Origin of the sequence: Cloacibacterium sp. (genome assembly GCF_047601505.1) — a bacterium.
Classification (GTDB): domain Bacteria; phylum Bacteroidota; class Bacteroidia; order Flavobacteriales; family Weeksellaceae; genus Cloacibacterium.
Genome location: NZ_JASGJD010000001.1, coordinates 1982581 through 1999352, shown reverse-complemented (window position 1 = coordinate 1999352; position 16772 = coordinate 1982581). Strand labels below are relative to the sequence as shown.

The 16772-nt window shown below is 32.8% G+C and carries 15 protein-coding genes; 13 read left to right on the top strand and 2 right to left on the bottom strand.

What is annotated here, in order from left to right; all coding sequences use genetic code 11:
• The 7 genes from QM746_RS09225 to QM746_RS09195 all read left to right on the top strand — a co-directional run bounded on the left by QM746_RS09225 (window position 1) and on the right by QM746_RS09195 (window position 9706).
• Window positions 1–336, top strand: coding sequence for a hypothetical protein (locus tag QM746_RS09225; RefSeq protein WP_414983952.1), 336 nt, complete (start codon window positions 1–3; stop codon window positions 334–336).
• Between the two features lie 771 nt (window positions 337–1107).
• Window positions 1108–1389 (top strand): helix-turn-helix domain-containing protein, encoded by a 282-nt coding sequence (locus tag QM746_RS09220; RefSeq protein WP_414983951.1) that lies wholly within the window; start codon window positions 1108–1110, stop codon window positions 1387–1389.
• A gap of 685 nt (window positions 1390–2074) precedes the next feature.
• On the top strand, window positions 2075–2977 hold the full coding sequence (locus QM746_RS09215) for a BRCT domain-containing protein (protein WP_414983950.1): 903 nt from the start codon (window positions 2075–2077) through the stop codon (window positions 2975–2977).
• A gap of 413 nt (window positions 2978–3390) precedes the next feature.
• A complete protein-coding gene (locus QM746_RS09210; protein WP_414983949.1) occupies window positions 3391–6822 on the top strand; it encodes a DEAD/DEAH box helicase in 3432 nt (1143 codons plus the stop codon).
• A complete protein-coding gene (locus QM746_RS09205) occupies window positions 6800–7381 on the top strand; it encodes a hypothetical protein (RefSeq protein WP_414983948.1) in 582 nt (193 codons plus the stop codon). The genes QM746_RS09210 and QM746_RS09205 overlap by 23 nt, the downstream gene beginning before the upstream one ends.
• A gap of 262 nt (window positions 7382–7643) precedes the next feature.
• Window positions 7644–8813 carry a DUF5700 domain-containing putative Zn-dependent protease gene (locus tag QM746_RS09200; protein ID WP_414983947.1) on the top strand — a complete coding sequence of 390 codons (1170 nt, stop codon included), beginning with the start codon at window positions 7644–7646 and terminating at the stop codon, window positions 8811–8813.
• Window positions 8814–9211: 398 nt separating this feature from the next.
• Entirely contained in the window at window positions 9212–9706 is a 495-nt protein-coding gene (locus QM746_RS09195; protein ID WP_414983946.1) for a hypothetical protein, read from the top strand.
• A 152-nt stretch (window positions 9707–9858) separates the two neighbouring features.
• Here QM746_RS09195 and QM746_RS09190 read toward each other — a convergent pair whose 3' ends face one another.
• Window positions 9859–11205 (bottom strand): transposase, encoded by a 1347-nt coding sequence (locus QM746_RS09190; RefSeq protein WP_414983945.1) that lies wholly within the window; start codon window positions 11203–11205, stop codon window positions 9859–9861.
• 521 nt (window positions 11206–11726) lie between these two features.
• Here QM746_RS09190 and QM746_RS09185 point away from each other — a divergent pair.
• The 3 genes from QM746_RS09185 (at window position 11727) to QM746_RS09175 (ending at window position 13616) form a co-directional block, all read left to right on the top strand.
• The gene (locus QM746_RS09185; protein ID WP_414983944.1) at window positions 11727–12290 is read left to right on the top strand and encodes a Crp/Fnr family transcriptional regulator; all 564 of its coding nucleotides are present in this window, start codon (window positions 11727–11729) and stop codon (window positions 12288–12290) included.
• An 82-nt stretch (window positions 12291–12372) separates the two neighbouring features.
• The gene (locus QM746_RS09180; RefSeq protein ID WP_414983943.1) at window positions 12373–13170 is read left to right on the top strand and encodes a type 1 glutamine amidotransferase domain-containing protein; all 798 of its coding nucleotides are present in this window, start codon (window positions 12373–12375) and stop codon (window positions 13168–13170) included.
• A 62-nt stretch (window positions 13171–13232) separates the two neighbouring features.
• Complete coding sequence (locus QM746_RS09175) at window positions 13233–13616, top strand: VOC family protein (protein ID WP_414983942.1); 384 nt, start codon at window positions 13233–13235, stop codon at window positions 13614–13616.
• 229 nt (window positions 13617–13845) lie between these two features.
• Here QM746_RS09175 and QM746_RS09170 read toward each other — a convergent pair whose 3' ends face one another.
• Window positions 13846–15390 (bottom strand): IS1182 family transposase, encoded by a 1545-nt coding sequence (locus QM746_RS09170; protein WP_414983941.1) that lies wholly within the window; start codon window positions 15388–15390, stop codon window positions 13846–13848.
• A 172-nt stretch (window positions 15391–15562) separates the two neighbouring features.
• Between QM746_RS09170 and QM746_RS09165 the strand changes: the two genes are divergently transcribed.
• From QM746_RS09165 to QM746_RS09155, 3 genes are all read left to right on the top strand, one after another.
• On the top strand, window positions 15563–15844 hold the full coding sequence (locus QM746_RS09165; RefSeq protein WP_414983940.1) for a type II toxin-antitoxin system RelE/ParE family toxin: 282 nt from the start codon (window positions 15563–15565) through the stop codon (window positions 15842–15844).
• A 10-nt stretch (window positions 15845–15854) separates the two neighbouring features.
• On the top strand, window positions 15855–16166 hold the full coding sequence (locus tag QM746_RS09160) for a HigA family addiction module antitoxin (RefSeq protein WP_414983939.1): 312 nt from the start codon (window positions 15855–15857) through the stop codon (window positions 16164–16166).
• A 344-nt stretch (window positions 16167–16510) separates the two neighbouring features.
• Complete coding sequence (locus QM746_RS09155; RefSeq protein WP_414983938.1) at window positions 16511–16708, top strand: hypothetical protein; 198 nt, start codon at window positions 16511–16513, stop codon at window positions 16706–16708.
• Window positions 16709–16772: the final 64 nt, after the last annotated feature.

The window sequence follows — 16772 nt, the reverse complement described above, 5'->3', positions numbered from 1 at the left end:
ATGAAGTCTTTTTTAACAATTATTTTTTTAGTGTTATTATTATCTTGTAATAAAAATATTTATGGTGTATATAACACTAAATATTCAAAAGATAAGAGTGTTTTTTTTCAAATAATACTTAATACTGATAATACTGTTGAAAAAAAAGAAATACATACGATTAGCATTTTTTCAAAGGGTAAATGGAAAAAAGAAAATGACAAAATAATTTGCTATTTAGATTCATCTGAAACAGGTTTTCCTGCTGACACCTTAAGCTTTAAAATACAGAATAAAAAATTATTTCCTATAAAAAATGGAATTGTAAATAAAAAATTTTATCTTAAAAAAGAATAATGATCCCCCGCTACTGCAAAGTTTGCAACTTTGAGCCATAAATAAAAGAAAACGCTAACTGTAAGAGGTTAGCGTTTTTTGTTTATTTTATGTTGGTGTATTTTTGGTCATCTTGGTTGGTGTTAAAGACGGCTTTTATGAAGATAATTTTTAAATTTTCGTAAATGGTATAAAAGACTATGTAAGGGAACTTTTTCATAGGCTTTCCCTAAAAAACTCGCTTTATACCTGTGTTTATTTGATACATCCAAACCGTGAAGGGTGAGTAAAAAAGATACAGGTTGAGCTACAATCTGTGTAAAATAAATGCAGGTTAATCACAAACCTGCGTATTTGAAATACAGCCTAATCACAAACCTGCGTAAAATAGGTACAGGCTAGATATCCATTTCTTTTGAGTTTTTTTTATTCCCAAAGAAATTAATTCCAAATCGTTTATAATTAGCATTTTACGATATTTTTTAAAGGCGTGAAATCCATTGACATTTATTTTGGCAAGATGTGTCTTTGTACCCACAAATTTTTGCAAAATTTTGGCTCAAAGACCTTCTTGCCTTTTTTTCAAAAAGGGAGGAAAAGCTGCGGAACTAGCTTTTCTTTTCTCAACAAATCGAATTTAATTTTTTAGATTATTCCAATTTATTATTTTTTAATCTTTATCAATTTCTGCTTTATCCAGATTGTTTTTATTTAACCCAAGTCCCTTTGTTGCTATTGCTCTTAAAGCTTTTAAGTTTCAATTTTACAGGTATAATCTAAAAAAAATTACAGATGGAAGTATATATTATATCCAAAGAACAGTATATGGAATTAATAAACCGTTTAGATGATATTACCAAACGTTTGGATAATAAGAATGAATCTACAAAAGACAAATTTATGGATAATCAGGAATTTCAAACACTCATGAAAATATCCAAACGTACTGCACAAACTTGGCGTGATGAAGGGCGTATTTCCTTTTCGCAGGTTGGCAATAAAATTTACTACAAACTCTCGGATGTTGAAAAATTTTTGAACGAAAATTACAACAAAGCTTTTTTGAAGAGATAATTAGACAAATTGTTTTTTAAACATTAATATACAGGATGAGCATTAGTTGCTTGTCCTTTTTACATATTATGATACTTCAAAACTAATTCTATTGAATTAAGCAAGCTGTATTAATTATATTTCTTTTGACATTCAGCTTTGAGGTAAATGAAAAAAATCTAAATCATATTTCATTAACAATTACAGAAAATGGCATAATTTTTTTGAAACGTAAGCTCGTTTATACTAACCTACTTTCCAAAAAAAGTATAAAAGAGTAACTTTTAGTAATAAATTTAAAAAAGTTCAAAATTCTTTTTTTTGCTCGCATTTGTCTTATTACCAAGATATTTGTAACTTAGCATAAGTACAAAAGAAGAAAATCTATTGTTTTGTAGAGCATTTCTGAAATGTTGTACTTATGTTGAACCTAATCGTATAAAAATATAAAAAACTACCCTATTTATAAGCTTTTGCAAGAATATTGTTTATATTTGAGTGATGTGGTCGAAATCCGCTCCGCTACTTCCGACCACATCGACTCGGCGGCTCACACCGCCTGATGTGCTCTCCGCTTCGCAGACTTCGCACATCATGCGCTTTTGCAAAATTTTCTCATGGAAGCCTTGCTTCCTGTGAAAACTTCACAAAGCCGCCGAGTCGTTAGCTGTAATGGCACAAAAATACCGCAAAACCAATAATAGAAATGAATACCGCAAATTTTGACAAATTCGATAATCAAGAACATAAACAGTTTTTAAATCCAGCAATTATTGAAAAAGATTTACAAACTCTGGTTGGAATTATTAGCGGAATAAAAAGCGATAACAAAATTACCGAACTTGAGAAATCTGAAATTCAAAAATGGATAAATTCAGCTCGTGAATATGAAAATAGAAATCCATATCAAGAAGTCATAAAACTTTTAAGAGAAAGTTTATCTGATGAAGTATTAACAGAAGAAGAATGTGAAAATATTATTTGGTTTTGTAATCAATACATTGATAAAAAAGGTTATTACACAGCAATCACAGCTGGAATACAAAGGTTGATTGGAATTTTAATGGGAATCTCAATTGACAACGAAATTAATATTGAAGAATTACGCTATCTAAAAGATTGGTTAGACGATAATGAATATTTAAAAAATACTTATCCTTATGACGAAATTTATAATCTAACTTTAAATATAATTCTTGATAAGAAAATTACAGAAGATGAACACAAGACAATTTTAGATTTCTGTAAAAGTATTACTGGAGATTCCGAAAATAGTTCAAACAATTCTTTAATCGAAACATTAAAAATGGGATTTTATCAAATTGATCCAGAAATAAAAATTCAAGAAAAGACATTTTGTATTACAGGTGTTTCTCAAACTTATAAACGCAGAGAAATTGCCGAAAAAATTGAACTTTATGGTGGTTTTGTAGTTAACTCTGTAAGTTCAAAATTAGATTATTTAATTGTTTGTGACGAAAAAAATACTTGTTGGGCTTTCACTTGTTATGGAAAGAAAATTGAACAAGCAATGAAACATAGAAAAAATGGAGTTAATTTAATTATTGTACACGAATTTGACTTGTTTGATACTTTAGAAAGTTTATAATTGCCACTACAGCTAACATTGTATTGGCAAAATGCGGGGTTAAAGTCTAAGTTGAACTACTCTACTTTTTTTGCCGCCGCTATTTTTTCATTCCACAATTTTTTATAACTTAGTTCCACGAAAAAAATATCGGCTACGATTGGTTGAAACTGAACTTTTCGTTCATTTTCGCCCGCACTTCGCCAATACTTTTTCCGATGTGGTCGAAATCCGCTCCGCTACTTCCGACCACATCGACTCGGCGGCTCACACCGCCTGATGTGCTCTCCGCTTCGCAGACTTCGCACATCATGCGCTTTTGCAAAATTTTCTCATGGAAGCCTTGCTTCCTGTGAAAACTTCACAAAGCCGCCGAGTCGTTATCGGCAAGCGTATCCGACCGCACCGACAAAACCAAACGACAGAAATATTGAATGAAGAAATACACGGCAAACTACACATATACTAATCCAAATTTTGTAATTCAGAACCTCGTAACAAATCAGACAAATGCTGACTTGTTGCCAATTTTGTATGTGACAAAGAATATATTGCAACGTGGCTTTCCGACAACTCTTTCAAAATATCTACAATCTGAATTAGGAGAAATTCATAAACTTGACAACTTTGAAGAGCGTTTTTTGTTTGCGACAAACCAAACACCAATTTGGAACGACACAATAAAAGGCGACAAAGACAATAACTATTACCCAGCAAAAGATTTTTTTGAAAGAATTATTCCAAATGAATTTGGCGAATATTCTTTTATTCAATCGTTGCTAATTCCCGAAATTCAAATCAATGAAATTATTGGAGAAGATGATAAAAACTTCATCAACCAACAAGTTGATTTCTATTTACCACAAGCCAAACTTGTAATTGAAATTGACGGACAACAACACAAACTTGATGAAGTAACCCGATTTTCTGACAGTACAAGAGACAACTTTTTATCCAACAAAGGAATTACAACCGTAAGAATTGACACTAGAGAATTGCGAAACGGTTCTTATGTTTCAAAAGTTGAAACTATTTTAAATCATCTTGAAAGATTTGAGAAACTTCTATCCTACTACAAAAATGCTTGTGAGAAAATAGAAGAAAACCAAATGAGTGAAGAAGAAATTAAAACGAAATTATTGCCTACGGCAATAATCCGTTTTCAAGTTTTGCTCATTGAGTTGCTTACTCACAAATATTTGACATTTGATGAAGATTGGAATTTCAATATTTTAGCTCACGAAAATTTACCCGATTTTGCTGAATTGGCTATAAACGATTTGCTCATTTGGATTGATAAACTTTGGCAACTTAAAAATAAACAAGAACTAAAAAAGCCAAATTTCAAAATTGAAATTACAAACGACAAAAAGAAATTTCAACCAACAACAAAAGCAGTAAATATTGACTTTTCGTTATTCAAACGCTACACAGACGAAAACAAAATCAGCGAAGATGTGATTTTTGTCCGCACAGATTATTTTGACATTGTAAAAGACAAAAACTATTTCAGAGTTAGCACAACTGAACCAATCAATTATAATGTAACTGATGAAGACAAAACTACTTTGGAGTTTTTCCTTGATAATATTTTCGACAAAACAAATTTTAGAGAAGGACAATTCCCAATAGTTTCCAATGTATTGAACAGAAAAGACACAATCGGACTTTTACCGACAGGTGGCGGAAAATCTTTGTGCTATCAACTTCCTTGTTTGCTTCAACCAAGTATCAATTTTGTTGTTTGCCCTATCAAATCTTTGATGTACGACCAAAACGATAATTTGGTAAAAACTCTTGTAACCAATGTGAGTTTTATTACCAGCGATTTGGAAGCAGACGAAAGACGAGATATTGAAAGAAATTTTGAGCAAGGACGATATTTATTTGTTTGGATTTCGCCTGAAAAATTCCAAATCCCAACCTTCCGAGAAAAGATAAGTGCTATTGTTGCAAATTTCTCAATAGCTTACGCAGTTGTAGACGAAGTGCATTGCCTTTCAGAATGGGGACACGATTTTAGAACTTCGTATTTGAATTTAGCCAAAACAATCGACAAATTAAGCCCGAAAGATGAAAACGGAGAAGGTAAAATAAAATTTATTGGTTTAACTGCAACCGCTTCCGTAAATGTTTTAAAAGACATCAAAATTGAATTTTCAAGACAAAAGCAATGTTTGGAAGATGAAAATATTAAATCGCTTTTGGATTATAGCAGAAAGGAATTACAATTTAATGTTATCAACGACAACGGAAATAAAAGCCAAAAAATCCGAGAAATTCTTGAAGATTTAAAAGATACGGAAAGCTTTATTGAAACAACAGAAAAAGCAGGTTTGGTATTTACACCCAACGTAAACGGTGCTTATGGTTGTTATCAAGTTTCAAACACATTAAATACTATTTATCAAAACAAAGTAGGTTGGTTTTCGGGAGATATTCCAAAACGTGATATTATAGACGAAAATACAGGAAGAAAAATTGGAACAGAGCCAGTAATGGCAAGAGATGAATTTAATAAATACAAGCAAAAAATTCAAAAGGATTTTAAAGAAAATAAATATCAGCTTTTAGTTGCGACCAAAGCTTTCGGAATGGGTATTGACAAACAAAATATTCATTACACTTTTCATTACGGTTTGCCCAGTTCGGTTGAAGCATTATATCAAGAAGCAGGAAGAGCAGGACGTTGGGACAAACGAAAAAAGGAAAACAAAAATAAAATAGGAAAATGTTTTGTGCTTTATTCGCCCGAAACTCACGATGAAGAACGAGTGCAAAGATTGTTTCATAAAGACACAACTTTTGCCGAAATGAAAGAAATAAGCGATGAAGTAAGATGGAACGGAAGAGATATTTTTAAACAAGTTTTTCTCTTTACACAAGGGCAAAATGATATTGAAAAAGACTTTGAAATCATTTTAGGTGTAATCACAAAATACTTCCGAGAAAATGCAAAACTTCGGATATTTTGGAATGATGCTCGTAACAATTTACACATCAATAGCGACACTTTACAAAAAGCAATTTATCGTTTAAGTCTTTTAGGAATTGTTTCCGATTGGACAACAAATTTTATTGACCATTTTGAAGTTCAGTTCAAAACTCTTGAAGAAAATCACATTATTAAAAGCGTTTCGGATTACATTACAAAGTATGAACCAAACACAGATGTAAAAACCGAAATTGAGAAAATTCCTCAAAATTCAATTTTAGAAAAATCAGTTTGGTATTTACTGAATTGGACTTTTGAAAATATTGCTTATGGTCGTAAACAATCTTTAAAAACACTTTCAGATTGGTGTTCGGAGTTTGAAGACAGCGAAAGTTTCAAGCAAAGAATTGACAGTTATTTTATATTTTCTGAAACAACATTTGTACTTCAACATATTGCTGAAAATCCAAAGGAATATGAAAAATGGTTTGAAGTTCTGACATCTAACAACCAATTCCCAAACAAGATTGAATTTGAAAAATTAAAAGATAGCATCAGCCGATTTTTAGAAAGTTATCGTAATAATGTCGGTCTAAATTTTTTAAGCGGTTTTGTTCGCTTAGCATTGAATGACTATGAAGATAGTGACGGAAAAGAACGTTTTGAAAGTGCTTTGTCAAGCATCAAACAAACTTTTACGGAAGAAGAACAAAGCGATTTTTTATATCGCTTGAAAGTTTTAGGCAAACACTTGACCGAAGAACAAAAAATGGAATTGAGCCAATCTATTTCAGAATACTATCCTGAAATGTTGGAAGAGCTTGCAGAATATTACGATTTGGCATATTTGCTCAATGATGTTTATGCACAAAAATTACAAGAACTAAAAAAACTAAATAAGACATTATATGAGCAACTTGCAGAAATTTAATGAAACGCTTGAAGAGTTCAATCAAGAAGTTGGACAGCTTAAAGCCGTTTCAGATGCTTATAAAAAGCTACAAAAACTAACAGAAACATATAACGAAATAAGCAAGCAATTTGACGAAAACAGCAAAACGCTTGACAAAATAAATGAGCTTCAAAAAGCACAGCAAGAAAAAGTTGCTCAAAGTTTAGTTGAACTTGAAAACTCTAACAAGCAGAATAAAACCGAGCTTGCAAAACTTATTGAGGAGAAAACTGACCAAATCCGAAAAGAAAACAAGGATTTTTACAAAGACCTTGAAAGTACAATCAAAATAAAACTTGACGACAATAAATCAGAAATAAAAAAGCTAATTGAGAGCGAGCGAAATCAAATCAAACAAATTTTTGAAATTGAGTTTGCAAAAAACACAAAAGAATTAAGACAAGTTATTGAAGCAGAAACCAACAAGCAGACACAGTTACTTACAGACAACCAAAAGACAATTAAGATTTCTGTTTGGGTAATTGGTGGACTGACTTTAATAATGAGTATTTTAGCAGTAATAAAACTATGGACATAACGCCTGACAAAAACGCCAGCCGATAACAAGGTATTGCCAAAAGCGGGGCGAAACGGCTTCGATTGGACATTTGTGCAAGGTTCAACATTCGTTCTTCGATTGAACTTTTGTGCTAAAAATCCCCGCCTTCGGCAATACCCAAACCGATGTGGTCGAAATCCGCTCCGCTACTTCCGACCACATCGACTCGGCGGCTCACACCGCCTGATGTGCTCTCCGCTTCGCAGACTTCGCACATCATGCGCTTTTGCAAAATTTTCTCATGGAAGCCTTGCTTCCTGTGAAAACTTCACAAAGCCGCCGAGTCGTTATCTGTAATTTCACAAAAAAACAGAATATGAACAAAAAAATTTTGACATTAATTTTCTCTACAATTTTTACACTAAACAATTTTGCCCAAAGCCCAAGTATTCAAAAAGTCAATTTATCTTCCGTTGATTATTTTTTCACAATCAAAGATAAAATCTCTTTGGGAAAAAGTATTACTGAGGATGATTGGAAAACTCTATTTAACACAAACGGATATAAAATATCAGCAACATCTTCTATGAGAAAAAAGATTATAAAAGAAATGATGATTGCAGCTTATAATCCCAATTTTAAATTGAAAAAAGACAGTATTCTTAATATTTCAATCGAAGAAAATTTGAAAAATCCTTATGCATTATTATGTAATATGACACTTTCAAATTTTATTGATTATTCAAAAAATGAAAAGAATTTGAAACGTTTTAGAAGTGAATATGATTTTAAAGCTATCCCTGAATATTCAAAAATTAAATTAAAAAACTTTCTAATAAATCCGGTAGATTCTCTTATCAAGGTTCCAACTATTAATTTTCTTTGTTATGAACCAGATGCTCAAAGTAAAGAAAAAGGAATTGTTGTAGATTTTAACTTGTTTTATAAACAAAATCCATCTGAAAGAATAGATTTTATAGCCCACGAAACATTTCATAAATACAGACGTAATTTTATAAATACTAAATTAATAGAATCTAATGCTGTCCTGAGAGAAATTGATAAGTTACAAGATGAAGGAATTGCTGATTTAATAGACAAAAAAGAAAACTTACTCGAATCCATAAATAATAAAGGTCTTCCTGAAATTTTTGTGAAGCAATATTACGAAGCATTTCAAAATACTTCGGATATATTGAAAGAATTTGATAATATCGTAAATTCTTTTCTTAGTAAAGAAATAAGTCAAGAACAAATGGAATCTAAGGTAAACAACTTCTTCCTCTCTGGAGGACATCCCAATGGATATTTTATGGCAAGATTAATCGAAAAGGCAGGTTTAAAAAATGAAATGATTAATAATTTTTATTCCCCAACTGAATTTATTAAAACATATAATGAAGCTGCAAAAAAAGAAAACGGTTATATATTTAGTGATGAATTTATTCATTATATTGAATCCTTAAAATAAAAGAGAAACTACAGATAACATCGCATTGGCAAAATGGCGGGTTAAGTGCAAAGTTTAACTTCTACTCTATTTTTCCCGCCGAATGTGTTCCACATTCGCAAAAAAATTGTAAGTTAGCGATGTGGAAACACATCGGCTCGCAGTCGTGTTAAATTGAACTTTTAGTCCAATTTATCCGCCACTTCACCAATGCGTTTCCCGATGTGGTCGAAATCCGCTCCGCTACTTCCGACCACATCGACTCGGCGGCTCACACCGCCTGATGTGCTCTCCGCTTCGCAGACTTCGCACATCATGCGCTTTTGCAAAATTTCCTCATGGAAGCCTTGCTTCCTGTGAAAACTTCGCAAAGCCGCCGAGTCGTTAGCTGTAATCGTATAAAATAAAAACGCAACAAATTGAAAACTAAAATTTTAATTGGAATAATTTCATTAATACTTTTCTTTGTAGGATTTTATTTTTACCAAAATTTACAATATTATTTGTTAAGTTTTATTCCCGAAGTTGAAATACAGTATAGAAAATTAAGTACTCAAATATTTCAACCTATTTATTTTGGACTAACTATTTCAATTATTCCATTTCTAAGTTACATTTTATGGCACAAATTCAAAATTGAGAAATCTAAAAATAGATTTTATATAATTTTGGCTTTTATAATTTCTTCCATTATTGCATTAATCCTAAGAACAAGATTATTAATATTTATAACCCAAATACCATTTACAAAAACTGTAATTTTAGAATCAGATAATAAAATTAAATATGGGAAACCATTTTATGAAATAGAAAATTTACATTACATTTTATACATTTTTATAGCTGAAATTATAACATTCATAATTCTTTATTTAATTCTAAACTTAAAAAAAAGAAAAATTGAAAAATCTTGAAGAATTACGACTACAGCTAACATGGGTAGCTGTTGCACAACTCCACTTTTTAGAAAATAATCATTAAAAAAGATAAAAATTAACCTCTTTAGAAGCAATTTTAGAGAGGTTTGTTTTTTAATTAAGATTCAAAATGCTTAAAATTGGAGTGCTTAAAATTGAGTTATTAATGCTTGGAATGACTGATTTGTAAAAGCATAGTTCTTCCCTTGTTTTAGAGATAGTACTTGAGCTAAAATACTCGATTTTTTGGTGATAAAGCGCAAGTATTTTTTCAAGTTGTAAGTTAAACTTGCCATGAGTACATGTTTGTTCGCATTTTTGATGCCTCTTGTATTTACTCTTTTCATGTTGGTGAAGTTGACCAACGTTCCAATAACGGGTTCCACGGTTTTACTGCGTACTCTTACCATTTTCTTGGCATAATTTGCATTATGGGTAAGCTTTTGATGCATCCTATCGTAATGTTCTTTGTGGATGCTGTCGTCTATTTTTTTAAACTTGGTACTTTTGCCACAACAAGGCTCTCTTAGTGGGCAGTTTTTGCAATCACTCTCACTGCTTCGGTACGTTCGTTTGGTGTAACCCTTACTATCCATTTTTTCGCCTTTGAAAAGGAGTTTGGCTTGCTTACCTTCGGGTTTTGTACATTGGTAATAGTTTTCTTCTTTGTGGTAGGTAAAACCTTCTCGCTCTGCTTTGTATTGTCCAAAGTTAGGGACATAGGCATCGATTTTCTTTTCATGTAAATATGCCAATGCTTCGCCACTGCTGTAACCGCCGTCTGCTAAGAGTTCTTCTAATTCTATTCCGTTTTCGTTTAAGTTTTCTTCGGTAAGTTCTACTATTTGTTCTAAACATTGGCTATCGCGTTTATCTGCAAAATCTGAACATGCGCCGGTGATGACATGATGCGCATCATCTACTGCAATTTGTCCAAAATAGTTGAGTTGTCTAGCTTTACCTGGTTTTACGCTCACTCTGGCATCGCTATCTGTAGGAGAATAATGGGTGTGATTGGACAGATATTTCGGGCGGATTAGATTCCTGTTTTCGTCTAGCTTTTTACCATTGCTATTGCCGGGCATTCCTTTGTAGGTTTCTTTTTTCCATGCGTGGTGCTGTTCTACGAGTTTCTTTCTGGTACTGGTGGTTTTAAATTCGCTATTTTCTTCTAATTCGTTGACAAATGCACTTGCATCTTCCAAAACTTCCTTCTCTACCAAACTATCCATACTGGCGTTGGCTTTGATAAAAATGCTGTCCACAGCTTGGCGTTTTCCACGAACCATGCCTTTATTTACACACATTTTTAGTACTTGTTTAAATAAATTTAAAAAGACTTTTTCGCCATACAAACCTCGTGTTCTACTGATGGTACTGTGCCAAGGTAATTGTTCATGAATATCGTATCCTAAATACAAGCGTATAGACAAACTATCGCTACAAAAGGCTATCAACTGTCTATCTGAGTTGATATTGTTTAAATATCCTACCAACAAAATCTTGAAGACAAGTGAGAAGAAAGCATAGCTTTCTACGAAGATTGCGAACGAAGTTCACTGGATCTATACTCTCTTGACCTTCTTTACCGTAATATTTTTGAGTAGATTTATAAATGAAATGTAAATCGAGTTCCGTTAACAATTTTCTATAATAATTATCCTCCGGAACTAGCATATCTAGACTGAGTTCGTAGAACAGTTGTGGTGTAAAGTGTTTTCGTCCTTGCATATTTAAATTTACGAAAATTTTATATCATAAATAACAGTTTTTAACTATATTTGAGTTGTGCAACAGGCACAATGTATTGGCGAAATGCGGGATGAAGTCTTGAATTGAAAAGCAGAAATATTTAGCCGCATACGCTTTTCAATTCCACTTTTTTTTGTAATTTAGTTTCATTGAAAAAGCATATGCTACGTTTGGTCGAAAATTGAACTGAAGTTCATTTTTAGCCCGCACTTCGCAAATACTTTTTCCGTTGTATGCCATTTTAAGAGACAGACTACAAAATAAGATGAGTGAAATACTTAAACAACAAATAGAAAAAATCACTCCATTGACGGACAAGGAATTTGATTACATTCTCTCCCACTTTACTACAAAAAAATTAAAGAAACATCAATTCCTAATACAAGAAAGTGATTTCGTTCAAAATGACTATTTCGTAATCAAAGGTCTTTTGAAAGCATACTATGTAAATGAGGAGGGCAAAGAGCATATCATGCAGTTTGCAATGGAGGATTGGTGGATAACGGATTATCAAGCCTATTTTAATGAAACAAAGGCTTCGTTGAATATCGACTGCATTGAAGCAACTGAAGTACTATGTTTATCTCTGTACAATCGGGAGAAACTTTGTGCAGATATGCACAAGATAGAGCATTTTTTCAGAAAGAAATCAAATTCAGGTTATGTAGCATTACAACGTAGAATCCTTTCTTTACTCAATAGCAATGCAAAAGAACGATATGAGCAGCTTCTTCAACAATATCCAACGCTTTTTCAAAGAGTTCCCAAAACATTAATAGCCTCTTATTTAGGTGTTTCACGAGAAACCCTTAGCCGACTCTCATCTTAGTGTGATGTACGTCACATCAAACTTGTGATTTACCTCCTGTGCCAAGATTGACAATGTTCCGAATTTTGCATCATCAAATTAAATGAATGAAGCAATGAACAAAGTATTTAAAAACATCTTGGCAGGAATAATGGTAATTGCAGGTTGCACCATTTTTCTTGGATTAAATCAAGCAACTGCACAAATTTTAAATTCAAAAAAAATGAGTAAGAAAATTTTATTTGTGGTAACAAGCCACAACAAATTGGGAGAAACAGGCGAAGCAACTGGTTATTATTTGGGTGAAGTAACGCATCCTTGGGCTGTATTGGTTGATGCAGGTTATGAAATTGATTTTGTAAGCCCTAAAGGAGGTAATCCACCCTATTATGGAGCGAACAATGAAGACCCGATTAATCAAAGATTTTTAGCCGATAAGGAATATCAAGCTAAAATTCAAAACACAATGAAACCATCAGAAGTAAATCCATCTAGCTACACAGCTATTTTATATGCTGGTGGACATGGTACAATGTGGGATTTTGCAGATAATACTGAGCTGGCATTAATCGCACAAAAGATTTATGAAAATAATGGTATTGTAAGTGCTGTTTGTCACGGACCAGCCGGTTTGGTAAATATCAAATTAAGTAATGGCAAGTACTTAGTTGACGGCAAAAAAATCAATGCCTTTACAAATGAAGAGGAAATTGCGGTAAAACTTGAAAACGTTGTACCATTTAGTTTGGAAACAAAACTAATTGAACGTGGTGCAAAATTTGAAAAATCTGGATTATGGCAGCCACATGTAACAGTTGACCAAAGAGTAGTAACAGGTCAAAATCCACAATCAGCTCATGGTGTTGGTGAAGCTGTTCTAAAAGAACTTCAAAAACTATAAGTATTTTCAAAATACATTTGAGGCAACAGACTAAGTTGCCTCATTTTTTATTAAAGTAAGTTATGCTAAAAAGAATTCATCACATAGCTATTATTTGTTCTGACTATCAAAAGTCGAAACATTTTTATACTGAAATTTTAGGGCTGGAAATCATAAGAGAAGTTTATAGAAAAGAAAGACTGTCTTACAAGCTTGATTTAGCATTAAATGATGTTTATGTTATTGAATTATTTTCGTTTCCCAATCCACCAGCAAGAGTTTCAAGACCTGAAACTTGTGGAATGAGACATTTAGCTTTTGAAGTATTAAGTTTAGAAACAGCAATAAAAAGACTTGAAACTTACAATATAAAGACTGAACCGATACGAATAGACGAGTTTACCCAAAAACGCTTCACTTTTTTTGAAGACCCAGATAAATTGCCAATCGAATTGTATGAAATATAAAAAACGGCATACAACGCCGGTTTAGCAAAATGCGGGCGAACAGTACTTAAACTCGGCTTTGGTAATTCTATTTGGCTTCTGTACCTTAACGGGCGGACACAGCCCCGAATGCCCGCACTTCGCTAAGCCGGGGAACGTCAGGCTGTGAAAAAATCTCTTTTTTACAAAAAATTTGATAAATTTTCTTTGATTACAAGCCCAATAAAGCCTTTTACAGAAGGCTGTTTTTTTAGGCAGCATATAGAGTTTTACTAAAAACAATGCCTATATTCAGCTTTAAATAAGTCACTTTCAGTAAAAACAATCCTTTTCTCTTGTAAGGACTGTTCCATTTCTGGAGTTTGGCTATCAAATCTCTAACGCCCAGTATTTTGATACTCCGTTTGATGTTGTACACCAGCATTATCAAACTATGTTCGCCATTTACTTTTTCTAATCCTATCAAATCGGTGTAATTGTAGCCCCATTTTCTTTTGATTGTACCGAAGATATGTTCGTTGATCTCCTGTCGCTTTCGGTACAATTTAGCATTGTCTTTGTAACGTTGGTGGTTCTCTTCAACTGCATCGGCATACTGGCTTCTATCGACCTCCCTGCCGCCTTTTCTGCTGGTGCACTGGTCTTTTGCAGGACAGGTTTTACAAGCTGGCGTTCGGTATTTTTGGTACATATAACCACTTTCTTCGGTGCGACCGCTTTTCTTGTGCCAACTTCCACTGGTGGCTAATATTTTGTTTTGTGGACAAGTATAGGAGTTACTTTCTTTATCATACGTAAACTTCGATACCAAATACTCGGGTTGGGTGCCGTTTTCGTTACTTTTCCCTTGATCAGGAACCGCTACGATGGTGGTGATGTTGTTGTTTTTACAGCTTTCGAGTTCTCTGCCATTATGATAGCCTTTATCTACCAAAACGGTGAATGTTTCCAAGCCTAGATTTTCTTTGGCCTCTAATGCAATGGATGAAAGTGCATTTTTATCGTTCCGATTGATGGTATGGGTAGCTACCACCAAATTGTGTTTGCTATCTACGGCTGCTTGTATGTTGTAACTTACCTCTACTACTTGCCCTTGTACCAGAAGGGCTCTAGAGTCTGGATCGGTAGTGCTTACTTGAGGTTCGCCGCTTTCTTTTAGTTGTTCTTCTAAAACTTCGTATTTAATTTTGTTCTGTTGTAAGCGTTCTATCTTTTGTTGGATCTGAGCAATTTTCACTGGGTTTTCTCTCGCATCATTTTCTTCTAATGCTTCTAGATACTCCTGGGTTTTTTCTTCGATGTAAGCTTTATGTTTGTCGATTTTCTTTTGATTGTAGTTAGACTTTTTTCCGTTATGCGCTCTAGATTTTGTGCCATCTATCGCCAAGGTTTCTCCTGATACCAAATCGGCATCTTTTAAAAACAAAACAAACAATTTGAACAATTGCTTTAAAGCTTTAGGATTTTCTTTTCTAAAATCTGCTATGCTGTGATAATTTGGGCAAACACACTCTAATAACCATTGAACTTCTATATTTCTTTGGCTTTCTTTTTCTAGTCGGCGCAAACTCCGAACGCCATTTAAATAGCCATATAAATACAATTTTAGAAAAACCTCGGTTCGAAAACATGGCCTGCCTTCTGATTTTAAAACTTTTAAACGAAAGCCTAACTTTTCTAAATCGATATACCGGACAAAAGCTTCGATAAAACGCACCGGATTATCATTACTGATCTTATCTTCTAAACTTACGATTTGCAGCTGATTGCGTGGGATTCCCTGGATAAATTGCATTAATAAATTTACGAATTTTATTCCGTTTCATCGGCTTTTTTCCCTATTTTTGTTTAGAAAGATTGTGAGGTTTTTTCACAGTCTGACGTTAAGCGACATTTTACAAAAATTCTACATTAAAATCAAAATTTGAAATATTTTACTTATCTTTGACGTTAGTAACGTTAAAAGTATGATTGTTAATTTTGGAAATAAAGAGACCGAAAAAATATGGAACGGAATTGTTTCCAAAAAACTTCCACGAGAAATTCAGGAAGTTGCAAAACGAAAGTTGAGAATGATAAATAATTCGATTGATGTAACTGATTTAAGAATTCCTCCAGCAAATAGACTTGAAAAATTGATAGGAGATTTAAAAGAATTCTATAGCATAAGAATTAATAATCAGTGGAGAATTATTTTCAAATGGAAAAATGGCAATGCTTTTGACGTTGAAATTATGGATTATCATTAAAATTAAAAAAATGGAAAAATTAAGAAACATAACTCCAGGAGAAATTTTATTAGAAGAATTTTTAATTCCTCTTGAAATTTCACAATATAGATTATCAAAAGATTTAGAAATTCCACAAACAAGAGTTTCGGAAATCATAAAAGGTAATCGAAGAATTTCTGCAGATACGGCAGTAAGACTTAGTGCTTATTTTGGAAATTCTGCAAAATTTTGGCTAGGACTTCAAGATGATTATGATATTGAAAAGGAATTGTCTGAAAAATCAAATGAAGTAAAAAGAATTACTCGAATTAGAAAAGATAAAGAAAAAAACGTCGCCTAATAACCAGAGTTTCGTCTTGTCCGCAGGACATGAGATGAAACTCCTGTTTCCTTCGACTTCGCTCAGGGTTCTCTTCTTCGATTTTTAGGATATTTGTTTTTTTTAAGATTCATTCGGTGTTGAAAATTTTTTGTTTTAAACACCCCGTCATTCCTATTTCATTGGAATGCCACCCCTCTGAGAGAGGGGAATTTAGAGAGTTTTGAATTAAGGTTTTAAGAAATTTGAAATTACGTTGAACATTTTTATTATCACGCTCCGAAGTTACAAACTTCGGAGAGCAGGGTATTAATGGTTTTGATATTAAAGTTCATGGAAATGATACTGAAAAAATTCTTGAATGCTTGTATACTTGGGGAAGTGAAACTTTAAAAATAAAAAAACAAAATCCCCCTTTAAAAACGTTTTATGATTTCATAGACTTTAATGCAAGTCTTTTTGAGCAAAAATTAGCTGAATTAGGAAGTGAAAAGTTAGCAAAGAATTATATTGAAAAAATAAGTATTGCAGAATACATCGAAGAAATAAAAGAAAGATTATAACTTCTGCTAACGGTAGCTGTTGCACAACTCCACTTTTTAGAAAATAATCATTAAAAAAGATAAA